We start from the raw sequence: 12,508 nt of genomic DNA, 5'->3' as shown, positions 1-12,508 counted from the left end.
GTTGAACTTATCTAGTTCCAGTCTATTAGACATATGTAAAAGTATATCGATAGCACTATCCTGAATATTATTAATATCTCTCTTAAAAAAGAGGTCACTAGAGATATATTACTTACCTAACAATAGGTTTTAATTTAGGCTCTGCGTTATCGCCTCATCGTCGTTAGTGCGATGTTATCAAATCGGTTTATCACCACACTTTAAATATATAAGAATTAGTAGTGTATACCACTATTGTGGTATCCCATAGAACCCCATCCCTGTGTCTAGCAGAACCCCATCTCGCAAGCGCAGTACCCGGTTACAACGAGCGGCTAACTCGATATCATGTGTGGCGATTACGAAGCTTGTTTTAAATGTTTGCGATAATTCTGATATCAACTGGAAGACTATTTCCGCAGTATGACTATCGAGGTTTCCAGTTATCTCATCTGCCAGTACACACGCAGGTCGTGTCACTAGCGCTCGTGCAATTGCCACGCGTTGCCTCTGCCCGCCGGAGAGCCCATTAGGTCGACGCTTCGCAAGATACGCAACGCCAACACGCTCCAGCATGGCTAATGCCTTGTATCGTGCGCCCTTAAGGGACATGCGGCGAATCCGGAGGGGCATTGCGACGTTATCTAGCGCTGTAAATTCCGGTAAAAGATGATGAAACTGATAGACGAATCCTAGGGCACTATTGCGTAAATCATTGCGTTCACACTCTGTCAAATCGGAGAATGGTCGACCTAATAGTTCCACACTCCCTGAGCTAGGCTTATCAAGCCCGCCTAGAATATGGAGCAGGGTACTCTTACCAGAGCCAGATGAGCCTACAATAGCTAGCTTCTCGCCGCGATATACGTGTAATTGTATATTAGTTAGTACTGGCACTGACTGGCCATTATGCATAAAAGTCTTCGATATGCCGTTTGAAACCAGCACAATTTTCCGCTCTTCTGCTATTTTACTCATAGCGCAATGCCTTAGCTGGATGCACTTTAGCCCCCCGCCAGCTTGGGTATAGTGTCGCAAGTATAGACAGCACAAAAGCAATTGTTCCAATCTTTATCACGTCAACCATAACTAAGTCGCTAGGTAGTTCACTAATAAAATAGATTGACGGCGGCAAGAATTGAAAGTTAAATGCATACTCGATTAATGGCACCAGCCATGGAATACTGACGGCCAAGATGCAACCAAGCGTAATGCCGATGCTGGTGCCCACGAAGCCAATAGTGACCCCCTGAATTATGAAAATCTTCATAATTGATCTAGACTGAGCGCCAAGTGTTCGTAAAATTGCAATGTCGGCCTGTTTATCGGTAACTGTCATTACTAATGACGAGACGAGGTTAAACGTAGCGACAGCAGTAATCAGCATAAGAATAATAAACATCATTCTTTTCTCAATTTTTACTGCCGAAAACCAAGTTTTATTTTGTTGCGTCCAATCCCGGATATACTGGTGGCCGGATAGTGTCACAGTAAGTTGTCTCGCAACTTCAGGAGCATGCTGCATATCTTTAATTCGAAGACGTAAACCAGTAGGTGCACTCAACTGGAATAGTGACTGCGCATCAATAATCGATATTAGTGCTAAAGTTCTATCAAATTCATAGTGACCTGACTCAAATATACCAACTACAGTAAATTGCTTAAATCTAGGTAGCATATCGGCTGGTGTGAAGTCTCCATCTGGCGCTACTAGCATGACTTTGTCACCTAGAGTCACACCCAGTGCACTCGCTAAATTAACGCCGATTACAATACTAAACGATGCTGGCTTCAGATCGACCAATCGCCCTATTTTGATCTTAGTACTAATGTCGGATACCTGTGGCTCTAGAGCGGGATCAATTCCGCGTACGGTAACACCGTTGACCGAGTTTTTCCTCACAAGTAACGCTTGAGCATCGACGTATGGAGCGCAGCCAAGTACCGATGAATTTTGGCGTGCCTCATTATTAGTTAATTGCCAGTTTGGCATTGAGCCAATCGGCGAAAGAATCTCAATATGTGCTAGTACTGATAGCATCCGGTCGCGTACTTCTTTCTGGAAGCCATTCATTACAGACAGTACGACAATTAACGCCGCGACACCAAGGGCAATACCCAACATAGAAATTAGAGAAATAAACGAAATAAATCCGTTGTCAGAAGAACGTTTTCCGGTACGCGTATAGCGCAAGCCAATTTGCCATTCATAAGGTAGTTTCAAATTAATCCTTAGATACACACTAACCGCCCTAGATGCTGTACAGCGATTCGAGTAACAACACAGTGTGTCATATAATACTGATTTCTACAGTTTCTTTCTGTTTTAGCAGAAATTTGACTACTAACTTCTAGTCTAGAATGCATAAAAAATGCATTCTGCTTTCTGGGGGTACTATGTTAGATAAATAAATTCGGGTATTTAGATAAGCTGATATATACCCGAAAGCAGCTAGTCTTTTTTAAGAGACTAAAATAAAATTGTCGAATGACGGTGAAAATAACTTATATATTAAGTATTTAATAAATAAGATCATATATCTTTTTTCTAAAAATTTTTAGAAAAAAATTCATACAGAATTTATTAAAAACCTCAATAAGGGTCCTTATACTAGGATTTTTTAGTGATAGCTAAGTTAGCTACGTTGCACGTTGCCCAGAATAATAACCCGACGTTTATTATTTTACATAAACCGCAGTTTCCCTGGCTATGTAAACTACTTAAAATAGATGGCATGCAGGTAAGATAAGAGCGCTCAGTATCTTTCTCTCGAGAGATATACCGTGCGCTAAGCAGGAGAGATCGATATAACTGATGGATTTGCACTACAATGCGTTCTATCATGCATGCTATACACTCCCTCCCTCGCCTTCACTTGCTAGTACATTTTGCGTTGCCGCCGTTAGCTAACGAACAATATGCTCTACAAAACTTGTCTAAGCCAGCTCTAGATAGATTAATTAAGTGCGCAACGCTCGTTGAGCGAGTGGTCTGGAGCGATTTTCAGTGTTCATTCCCTCATGAGCAGTGGGTAGCACATTATTTCGGCATCGGTTATACAGCTGCTACCCCTCAATTACCCCAAAAAGCTAAAAAGTCGGTAGACTATCTAACCACAACTGATACCGATGCGCCTTTCGCCCCGTACCTGCTTCTTGCGGATGGTGGTGAACCGAGGGATGCCGTATGGGTATGCGTTGAGCCCGTGCATATGCAGGTTGCTCAGACTCACCTAGTTCTGAGTGATCCTAATATGCTGCAGATTTCTCCACATGATGCAGCTAAGCTACTCTCCGTCGCGAGACCTATTATTGAGGAGTTTGGCATAGAAATCGTGGCTCCAACGCCACTACGCTGGTATTTATCTGGTGAGTCACTCGGCTTATTAACAAGCGCATCGCCACTGCGTGCTTCTGGACATAATATTGGAGTCTGGCTGCGGCACGAGACTAATATTAATCACTGGTCGCGTACATGGATAAAACTGCAGAATGAGGTCCAGATAGCTTGGTTTAAACATCCAGTGAACCAGGCTCGAGAAGCACAAGGATTACTTACTGCTAACTCAATTTGGCCTTACGCGCAAGGGCGTATAACCCCGGTGATGCGGCCCTTCGAGCGCGTACTATCTCGGGCATCAGCCACACGTGGTTTAGCGATTGCAGGTGCTGCCGCATTAGGAATGCCGCCAACCTCTTTTGATATGCTGTTAAAACAAATAGGTAGTCAGACTGCAGCTTATGATCTAAATAGTATAACGCTAGTCGAACTTGATCAACTGAGCATACCATTCTTGCAGCAAGACTGGTCGGGCTTTCGCACTATATTCTCGGTAATGGAGCGAGACTGGTTTGCGCCTGCACTCATAGCATTAAAACGCCATACACTCTCGGAGCTCACATTAACTCTATGCGGTAACGATATTATAACCACGCTTGTCATACGCCCTATTGAGATAAAAAAATTTTGGCGGCGTCGACCGTTTACGTCGCTATTATTATAGGTCAGCATCTATGACCCAAATCACCACTCGAATCTGCCAATTTTCTAAGGTGCATTCTCTTGTAGAGAAAGGTATTCATCCTGTTCTTGCTAGGCTATATGCGTCTCGCGGTATCGACACGCCTGCTGACATAGAAACTGTGCTAACGCGACTACTTCCACCCAATCAGCTCTTAAGTGCTGATAACGCAGCAGTATTGCTGGCCGATGCAATTACTATGCAACAGCAGATACTAGTAGTAGCTGATTATGATTGTGATGGCGCAACCGCGTGCGCGGTAGCCGTGCGTGGTCTTCGTCTATTCGGCGCATATATTGACTATTTAGTGCCTAACCGCTTTGAATACGGCCACGGACTTACGCCAGATATCGTTGATCTAGCTGCTAGGCGCTCTGGTACATGCCCCAATTTATTAATTACTGTCGACAATGGGATGGCTAGTATAGAAGGTGTAGCAGCCGCTAACGCGCTCGGCATTAACGTACTCATTACTGATCACCACTTGCCTGGTGATACATTGCCTGCTGCATCTGCAATCGTTAACCCGAATCAACTAGGCTGTATATTTCCAAGCAAGCACCTAGCGGGTGTCGGTGTGATATTCTATGTGCTACTAGCGCTGCGCGTATTATTTCGACAGCGAGGAGCATATAATAATTATAACGAGCCGAGACTAGATAGCCTTCTCGATTTGGTTGCATTGGGTACGGTGGCCGACGTAGTAGAGTTAGATTTAAATAATCGTGTGCTGGTTGCGCAGGGCCTTCAACGTATCCGTAATGGCAAGATGCAACCAGGTATAGCCGCTCTTTTCCGATCGGCTGCGCGCGATACGAGAAACGCATCTGCGTTTGATCTGGGATTCGCTTTAGGGCCACGACTAAATGCGGCAGGCCGACTCTCCGATATGTCTCTGGGCATTGAATGCCTAGTTACCGACGATACACAGCGCGCTGACGTGCTAGCACAACAACTCGATGCAATAAATTGCCAACGTCGTAAAATCGAGGCAGAGATACAAGAAGAAGCGTTGGCCGCACTTGTACAGTTTAATCCACGTGATAAAGCTACAATCACGCTATTTAATCCGACATGGCACCAAGGCGTGATAGGAATCGTTGCTAGCCGACTTAAGGAGCGCTTTCACCGACCAGCAATTATGTTTGCGCTCACTGATAAATCAGGTAATCATGTAACAGGCTCTGGACGCTCAATTCCGGGTTTTCATTTGCGTGATGCTCTAGACCTGGTTTCTAAACGGGAGCCCGGCCTGATTAAGCGCTTTGGTGGCCACGCAATGGCTGCTGGCCTTACGCTGCGCACGAGCGATGTGCCGCGATTCTCAGCTATATTCGAAGTACTTGCGCATGAGTGGATAAATGAAGGAGCGCTCACTCGACAAATCCAGACAGACGGTGAGCTGGAGGATATATACCATACGCTGTCATTTATTGATCTAATCGATAAAGAGGTATGGGGCCAAGGTTTCCCGGCCCCAATTTTTTCGGCGGAATTTGATGTGGTATCTCAGTCTCTTATTAAAGAGCGGCACCTAAGGTTACAGCTTGCCCGTGGGCACTTACGCTTTACGGCAATTTGGTTTAACCATACTGATGTGCTTCCAACGCGAGCATTATTCGCCTACCGGCTAACGCGCAATACCTGGAATAGTGTATCGCGCGTGCAGTTAGTCGTCGAACATGTAATGTTCTAGTGTCATCTATTATAATTTAATCTCCTTTTAAGATCCTAATTAATATGGAAGCAGAACGTCTTAATGCAATCGAAGCAACCCTCGCTAACCTGCGAGAGCGAGCAGAAGAACTACGGAGGTATCTTTGACTTCGACGAGAAACAAGCTAGATTAACGGCAGTTAATATTGCTCTAGAAGATCCAGACATCTGGAGTAATGCGAAAAAAGCTCAAGCTCTAAGTCGAGAAAAAAAGCTGCTTGAGGCGAGTGTTTGCATGCTCTTGACTCTGGACCGCGACCTATCAGACACGCGAGAATTATTTGAGCTAGCTAATATGGAGCAGGAGCATGATACATTACTCGCCTGCGAAGCAGATGTCCTAGCTCAGGATCATAGAATATCGAATATCGAATTTCGACGGATGTTTAATAATCCGGCTGATATAAACAACTGCTTTGTTGATATCCAGGCTGGAGCGGGTGGCACAGAAGCACAGGACTGGGCGTCAATTCTATTGCGTCAGTATTTACGCTACTGTGAGCGTAAAAGCTTTAAAACCGAGCTGCTCGAGCAATCAGATGGTGAAGTGGCGGGGATTAAAAATGCCACGATTAAAGTTGAGGGCGAGTATGCTTATGGATACCTACGTACAGAGACTGGAATCCATCGCTTAGTTCGTAAGTCGCCATTCGATTCGGCTGGCGGCCGTCATACCTCATTCTCATCAGTATTCGTGTATCCAGAAGTAGATGAATCTATTGATATAGATATCAGTCCGTCCGATCTGCGTATCGATACGTTTCGAGCATCTGGGGCTGGCGGCCAGCATATTAATAAGACTGATTCAGCAGTACGCATTACGCATTTACCATCAGGCATTGTTGTACAGTGCCAAAATGATCGTTCGCAGCATCGAAACCGTTCCGAGGCAATAGCAATGCTGAAGTCTCGGCTATACGAAGCAGAGATGCGAAAACGTCAAGCTGAGCACGATAAACTTGAGTCCAGCAAGAACAACGTAGGATGGGGGCACCAGATTCGCTCCTACGTTTTTGACCAAAGCCGCGTGAAAGACCTGCGTACAAAAGTCGAAATAAGCAATGTGCGGGCGGTGCTTGACGGAGAACTCGACAATTTTATACAAGCAAGCCTGAAGCAAGGCGTGTAATTTTGGCGCAACGGACTATGACCGAAAAAAATCCTAATGCCACATTGGTTAGCATAAATAGTGATGATAGCGCTATTATCTCAGAGCGCCGGGACAAGCTTCGGATTCTGCGCGAGCAAGGTTTTGCATATCCGAATGATTTTCGCCCAAAGAATAGTGCGGCAGATCTACAGGCTCGTTTTGCTAACACAGATAAGAACGCCCTTGAAGGGCGATCACTAAACGTATCGATCGCTGGCCGAATGATGCTTAAGCGCCTTATGGGCAAGGCAAGCTTTGCAACTGTACAGGATGGAACTAGTCAGATTCAGTTCTTTATTACCCCAGCTAACGTCGGCGATAATACTTATAATGAATTTAAGAAATGGGATCTAGGCGACATCATTGCGACATACGGTGTACTGTTCCGTACGAATAAGGGTGAACTATCAGTACGTTGTATTAGGCTGCGGCTCCTATCTAAAGATATCCGCCCCCTTCCAAATAAGTTTCATGGATTATCTGACCAGGAGATGAGATACCGGCAGCGCTACGTAGATCTTATTGTCACGCCAGCGACTCGCAAGACTTTTCAGGTTCGTGCGCGCGCGATTACATCAATCCGCCAGTTTATGACAAACACGGGTTTTATGGAAGTCGAGACGCCCATGTTGCATACAATCCCAGGCGGAGCGACAGCTAAGCCATTTATCACACATCATAATGCCCTAAATATGCAGATGTTTCTCCGTGTTGCGCCGGAGCTATACCTAAAGCGACTAATTATTGGTGGATTTAATCGTGTCTTTGAGCTTGGCCGTAACTTTCGAAACGAAGGGGTCTCACCTCGGCACAATCCAGAATTCACGATGATGGAATTCTACGCTGCCTACACCGATTACCGCTGGCTGATGGATTTTACTGAGCAGTTAATCCGACAAGCGGCCATAGATGCTCAGGGTACGATGGAGGTTTCCTATCAGGGACGCATATTAAATTTAAGCCAGCCATTTCATCGCTTAACGATTACCGGAGCAATCCAGAAGTATGCACCGCAATACAGCGATGCGCACCTTTCTAATAGCGATTGGTTGCGTGCCGAATTGCGTAAGCTTGGCGTTGATAAGCATGATACAGAAGCGATACATAGCCCTATTAGAGGAACTCTTCTACTTGCTCTTTTTGAGGAAATCATCGAAGCACATCTGTGGGAACCAACTTATATAGTTGATTATCCGGTTGAGGTATCACCACTTGCCCGAGCTTCAGATAGAGCCCCTGGAGTTACTGAGCGCTTTGAGTTGTTTATTGCGGGCCGCGAAATAGCAAATGGATTCTCTGAATTAAACGATCCGGATGATCAAGCAATGCGTTTTCGAAAACAGGTCGAGCAGAAAGATGCCGGTGATGAAGCAGCGATGTATTATGACGCTGACTACATTCGAGCACTGGAGTATGGTATGCCCCCGACAGGGGGGTGTGGAATTGGTATTGATCGACTTATAATGTTGCTTACTGATAGTCGTAGTATTCGTGACGTGATATTATTTCCGCACCTGCGGCATGAAGATTAATATAACTATAGGTTTTATAGTATGCAGATGCTGCGCTAACTAACTCACATCGACTTATATCGGTAACCATTTACATGAGTAGGTTTTTGAGGAAATATTTATTAATAAATAAATATAAATAAATTACTAAGTTATATTTATTTAAGAGGCCGAAAATCTTGGCGAGCAATACTAGTAAAGTAAATATAATTACTATTAGTCAGCATCTTTTATCCAAGCTAATTGAATTGCTTCGAGAATTTTTTCACTTGAGCGCTTTGGTTCGTCATCGAACTCATTAAGTTTTATTACCCATTGATATAAATCTGTAAAACGCACGTATTGCGGATTTATATCTGGATATAAGTCCATTAGCGCTATAGCAATATTATTTATATCAGTCCACTTCATTACTACTCTCCACCTCTCGCTTAATAGTTTGTTTCATATGAAAATTAATAGAGTATTTTGGAATCTCAATCACTAAATCTGCATTTTTTAACAATTTTGCTTGACATGATAACCTAGAGGTTGACTCTAGACCCCACGCTTTATCCAGTAAGTCATCTTCACCTTCCTGTGACTGTTCTAACGCATCAAATCCTTCGCGTACAATAATATGGCATGTAGTACACGCACCGGACTTTTCGCACGCGTGCTCAATCTCGATTCCGGCATCTAATAATGTATCACAAATAGTCTTGAGAGGTTTTGCTTCAAGAACTGCCCCCTCTGGACACAACTCGACATGAGGCAAAATAACGATTTGAGGCATTAAAAAGTAGTCCTCTATAAAGTAGTGGTTCGGCAATGATTAGCTGATTTCATCAAGCTTTTTGCTTGCGAGCGCGCTATGAATACTCTGATTCATGCGCCGTGCAGCGAACTCCTCTGTTGCAGCTGCTAAAGCTTTCATCGATTTATTTATTCGGTTTATATCGTTTTCATTAAGAATTGCGCGTAGAGCGTTTAATTGAGTATCTATTTGAATACGCTCGGCGTCGTCGAGCAGTTCCCAATCGGCCTTAAGCGCTTCGTTGGTTGCATATACTAGACCCTGTGCGGTAATTTGTGCTTCACGTAACGCTCTCGAACGCATATCGCATTTAGAGCTGCTCAAACCATCCTTAATCATTCTGGTGATATCGTTGTCATTTAACCCATATGAGGGCTTAACAATTACTTCAGCTTGTACACCTGACTGTACTTCACGAGCTGACACAGATAACAGCCCATCCGAATCAACCTGGAATGTAACTTGGATCCTGGCACGGCCAGCGGTCATCGGCGGAATACTACGCAACTCAAAACGCGCAAGCGAGCGACAATCAGATACTAATTCACGTTCTCCCTGAACAACATGAATCGCTATTGCGCTCTGGCCGTTTTTAAACGTTGTAAATTCCTGAGTCTTTGCTACTGGAATCGTTGAGTTTCTTGGAATAATTTTCTCTACTAATCCGCCCATCGTCTCTAATCCGAGAGATAGCGGTATAACATCAAGTAATAACCAGTTATTACCGTCTCGGCGGTTTCCGGCAAGCATATCAGCCTGGATCGCAGCGCCAAGTGCAACGACTTGATCTGGATCTAAATCAGTTAAAGGCACCTTGCCGAAATACTGCTCGACAGCATAGCGCACGCTACGTATGCGCGTAGAGCCTCCTACCAGTACAATGCCATTAAAGTCCCCTGGTATTACCTGCGCATTACGCAACGCTCTGCGTGTAAGTACTAGCGTACGTGAGACTAACGACTGGATCACGGTCTTGAATTCGGATTCAGTAATCGTCAACATGATACGACGGCTACAGGACAACTTGATATCAAGTAAGGCCTCGTCTTGAGTGGATAGAATTTCCTTCGCGACACGTACAGCATCTAATAGCGCTTGAATATCTTGGGGTGGCAGCATGCTAAGACGCATGCGATGTAATATATACTTATACAGCGCATGATCAAAATCATCACCACCCAGCATAGAATCGCCGACTGTAGCAAGTACTTCGAAAACGCCATGAGTAAACTTAAGTACCGATAAATCAAATGTACCTCCGCCTAGATCGTATACTGCGTAGAGCCCTTGCACCCCACTATCTAACCCGTAAGCGATCGAAGCAGCGGTTGGCTCATTTAATAAGCGTAATACTTTTAAACCAGCAAGCCGTGCAGCATCTTTTGTAGCCTGCCGCTGTGCATCGTCAAAATATGCTGGCACTGTGAGAACAGCACCGATTATTTCTTTACCAAGTGCAGCTTCAGCGCGTTGTCGTAGTGCTACAAGGATCTCCGCGGAGATCTCGATAGGGCTGCGCACCCCATCTATAGTTTTCAGCTGGACCATACCAGAGGTATTAACAAAATGGTAAGGTATAGTATCTAGATCTTGTATGTCAGCTTTACTGCGCCCCATAAATCGCTTTACTGAGGAAATTGTATTGCATGGATCTAGCACTGCATCCAGCTTCGCTGGATAGCCAATCTTGCGTCCACCACCAGACAGATAGCGAACCACGGATGGTAGCAATGGTCTCCCTATCTCATCAAGTAACACTTCTGATATGCCATTCTTAGCTACAGCCACTAAGGAGTAAGTCGTTCCAAGATCAATTCCTATAGCAATGCGAGGCCGATCTAGCGCTGGCGGCGCCATACTAGGTTCTACTATTTTTAGTAAAGCCATCTTTATCTATGTAGGGTGCTATGTTGAGTATATAAAAACTATGTTAAGCATTAAACTTTATTCCCCCTCTATTTTTTCAATTTGAGTTTCAATTTCCTGTACAACCCGTTCGATGAACATTAACTGGAGTACTAATGTGACTGATGGCTGGTTTGCACCAGAATCGAGAAATTTTCCAAGCCGTACGAGACGTATAGATTCTTCATTCCTTAACTCACAGAGAAGCGTCTGCAGCGCATCGCTATTGCATGCAACAGCTGCATTCTCGATTTGCTCACGCCATTCTATTTGGCGCATTAAAAATTCAGGCTCTATAACAGTATGATTTTCCGAGCCAACTTCGATACCGCGCAAGCGCAACAAGTAGATTGCACGTCGCAGTGGCGATTTTAGTATCTGATAAACCTCGTTTGCATGCGTTGCCCATTGCATCGCAATGCGTTTTTGCGTATCTCCGGTTGCGGCAAAGAGATCTGGATGCACTTGCCCTTGTACAGCGTGATAGGCCTGCGAGAGTACGCGTGTATCTAACCTAAAACGCTCAGGTAATTGAAATAATTCGAAGTAGTTCTGAGTTAGGGACAACATGGTTAAATTATTACTAGCGCGTATTATTATCACGTACGGCACTAAGGCTTATATTCAACAACTCAGACTCGGAAAGACTCGCCGCACCCGCATGCGTCTTTTATGTTTGGGTTATGAAACCGAAACCCCTCGTTCAGCCCTTCGCGTACAAAATCTAGTTCTGTACCCTCAATATATGCTAGGCTATTCTGGTCAACAAAAACTTTAATGCCATAGCTCTCAAAGACGATATCACCAGCATCTAACTCGTCGACATATTCAAGTTTATATGCTAAACCAGAGCAGCCAGCCGTGCTTACACCAAGCCGTAGCCCGATTCCTTTTTTGCGACGCGTTAGGCACTCCCGTACGTGCTGCGCCGCTTTCTCTGTTAAAGTAATTGCCATTTATTGTTTCCGGTTTAGCCGGTTATTATTCATGGACGTGCCTACGCTCATCTTTACGATCACGTAGCTTAGATAGTAGATTCATGGAGTGCTGTGCGTCGCTTTTTGTAGTCGGTCACAGCCGCTTTAATCGCGTCTTCCGCTAGAATCGAACAGTGAATCTTGACCGGTGGAAGCGCTAACTCCTCAGCAAGTTGAGTATTCTTAATTAAGAGCGCTTGATCTAGAGTCTTGCCTTTGACCAATTCTGTCAGAAGTGAACTAGACGCGATTGCAGACCCGCAGCCATAAGTTTTAAACTTTGCATCTTCGATAATCTCGCCCACGCCTACTTGGATTTGAAGCCTCATTACATCACCGCATGCGGGCGCACCTACCATACCCGTACCAATTCTGTCGTCATCTTTAGAGAAGGATCCAACATTGCGCGGATTTTCATAGTGATCTAAAACTTTATTGCTATATGACATCAT

Annotated in this window: 12 protein-coding genes; 4 read left to right on the top strand and 8 right to left on the bottom strand. The window is 44.6% G+C overall.

The genetic code is table 11. The features are described from left to right. Positions 1–231: 231 nt before the first annotated feature. Both KW136_RS02600 and KW136_RS02595 read right to left on the bottom strand, forming a co-directional pair. Positions 232–957 carry an ABC transporter ATP-binding protein gene (locus KW136_RS02600; protein ID WP_216796941.1) on the bottom strand — a complete coding sequence of 242 codons (726 nt, stop codon included), beginning with the start codon at positions 955–957 and terminating at the stop codon, positions 232–234. Beyond that, positions 950–2,203 carry a lipoprotein-releasing ABC transporter permease subunit gene (locus KW136_RS02595; RefSeq protein ID WP_216796940.1) on the bottom strand — a complete coding sequence of 418 codons (1,254 nt, stop codon included), beginning with the start codon at positions 2,201–2,203 and terminating at the stop codon, positions 950–952. Before KW136_RS02595 ends, KW136_RS02600 begins: the two co-directional genes overlap by 8 nt. A gap of 607 nt (positions 2,204–2,810) precedes the next feature. Between KW136_RS02595 and KW136_RS02590 the strand changes: the two genes are divergently transcribed. The 4 genes from KW136_RS02590 (at position 2,811) to lysS (ending at position 8,399) form a co-directional block, all read left to right on the top strand. Beyond that, positions 2,811–3,983 (top strand): regulator, encoded by a 1,173-nt coding sequence (locus tag KW136_RS02590; RefSeq protein ID WP_216796939.1) that lies wholly within the window; start codon positions 2,811–2,813, stop codon positions 3,981–3,983. Between the two features lie 10 nt (positions 3,984–3,993). After that, the gene (gene recJ / locus KW136_RS02585) at positions 3,994–5,697 is read left to right on the top strand and encodes a single-stranded-DNA-specific exonuclease RecJ (protein WP_216796938.1); all 1,704 of its coding nucleotides are present in this window, start codon (positions 3,994–3,996) and stop codon (positions 5,695–5,697) included. Between the two features lie 44 nt (positions 5,698–5,741). Continuing rightward, positions 5,742–6,846 (top strand): peptide chain release factor 2 gene (prfB, locus tag KW136_RS02580; RefSeq protein ID WP_216796937.1). Its coding sequence is split into 2 segments (ribosomal slippage): positions 5,742–5,822 and positions 5,824–6,846, totalling 1,104 coding nucleotides; the frame shifts between segments, so codons are not numbered across the junction. Between the two features lie 17 nt (positions 6,847–6,863). After that, a complete protein-coding gene (lysS, locus tag KW136_RS02575) occupies positions 6,864–8,399 on the top strand; it encodes a lysine--tRNA ligase (protein WP_216797450.1) in 1,536 nt (511 codons plus the stop codon). Positions 8,400–8,594: 195 nt separating this feature from the next. Here lysS and iscX read toward each other — a convergent pair whose 3' ends face one another. From iscX to iscU, 6 genes are all read right to left on the bottom strand, one after another. Beyond that, entirely contained in the window at positions 8,595–8,789 is a 195-nt protein-coding gene (gene iscX / locus KW136_RS02570; RefSeq protein WP_216796935.1) for a Fe-S cluster assembly protein IscX, read from the bottom strand. Next, positions 8,776–9,153 carry an ISC system 2Fe-2S type ferredoxin gene (gene fdx, locus KW136_RS02565; RefSeq protein ID WP_216796933.1) on the bottom strand — a complete coding sequence of 126 codons (378 nt, stop codon included), beginning with the start codon at positions 9,151–9,153 and terminating at the stop codon, positions 8,776–8,778. The genes iscX and fdx overlap by 14 nt, the downstream gene beginning before the upstream one ends. A gap of 39 nt (positions 9,154–9,192) precedes the next feature. Then, entirely contained in the window at positions 9,193–11,061 is a 1,869-nt protein-coding gene (hscA, locus tag KW136_RS02560) for a Fe-S protein assembly chaperone HscA (RefSeq protein WP_216796931.1), read from the bottom strand. A 57-nt stretch (positions 11,062–11,118) separates the two neighbouring features. Further along, positions 11,119–11,649: a Fe-S protein assembly co-chaperone HscB gene (gene hscB / locus KW136_RS02555; protein WP_216796930.1), complete on the bottom strand. Its 531-nt coding sequence runs from the start codon at positions 11,647–11,649 to the stop codon at positions 11,119–11,121. Positions 11,650–11,711: 62 nt separating this feature from the next. Next, positions 11,712–12,035 carry an iron-sulfur cluster assembly protein IscA gene (gene iscA / locus KW136_RS02550; RefSeq protein WP_216796929.1) on the bottom strand — a complete coding sequence of 108 codons (324 nt, stop codon included), beginning with the start codon at positions 12,033–12,035 and terminating at the stop codon, positions 11,712–11,714. Positions 12,036–12,103: 68 nt separating this feature from the next. Then, on the bottom strand, positions 12,104–12,505 hold the full coding sequence (gene iscU / locus KW136_RS02545) for a Fe-S cluster assembly scaffold IscU (RefSeq protein WP_216796928.1): 402 nt from the start codon (positions 12,503–12,505) through the stop codon (positions 12,104–12,106). Positions 12,506–12,508: the final 3 nt, after the last annotated feature.

This window comes from Candidatus Vallotiella hemipterorum, assembly GCF_910593725.1.
Taxonomy (GTDB): domain Bacteria; phylum Pseudomonadota; class Gammaproteobacteria; order Burkholderiales; family Burkholderiaceae; genus Mycetohabitans; species Mycetohabitans hemipterorum.
The sequence above is the reverse complement of the archived record's forward strand: the minus strand, read 5'-3'. Positions and strand labels throughout refer to the sequence as shown.

Excerpts from the sequence above, each read along its gene's own strand:
- KW136_RS02600 (WP_216796941.1), bottom strand. The coding sequence starts at position 957 with ATGAGTAAAATAGCAGAAGAGCGGAAAATTGTGCTGGTTTCAAACGGC.
- KW136_RS02590 (WP_216796939.1), top strand. The coding sequence starts at position 2,811 with ATGCGTTCTATCATGCATGCTATACACTCCCTCCCTCGCCTTCACTTG.
- recJ (WP_216796938.1), top strand. The coding sequence starts at position 3,994 with ATGACCCAAATCACCACTCGAATCTGCCAATTTTCTAAGGTGCATTCT.
- lysS (WP_216797450.1), top strand. The coding sequence starts at position 6,864 with ATGACCGAAAAAAATCCTAATGCCACATTGGTTAGCATAAATAGTGAT.
- iscX (WP_216796935.1), bottom strand. The coding sequence starts at position 8,789 with ATGAAGTGGACTGATATAAATAATATTGCTATAGCGCTAATGGACTTA.
- fdx (WP_216796933.1), bottom strand. The coding sequence starts at position 9,153 with ATGCCTCAAATCGTTATTTTGCCTCATGTCGAGTTGTGTCCAGAGGGG.
- hscA (WP_216796931.1), bottom strand. The coding sequence starts at position 11,061 with ATGGCTTTACTAAAAATAGTAGAACCTAGTATGGCGCCGCCAGCGCTA.
- hscB (WP_216796930.1), bottom strand. The coding sequence starts at position 11,649 with ATGTTGTCCCTAACTCAGAACTACTTCGAATTATTTCAATTACCTGAG.
- iscA (WP_216796929.1), bottom strand. The coding sequence starts at position 12,035 with ATGGCAATTACTTTAACAGAGAAAGCGGCGCAGCACGTACGGGAGTGC.
- iscU (WP_216796928.1), bottom strand. The coding sequence starts at position 12,505 with ATGTCATATAGCAATAAAGTTTTAGATCACTATGAAAATCCGCGCAAT.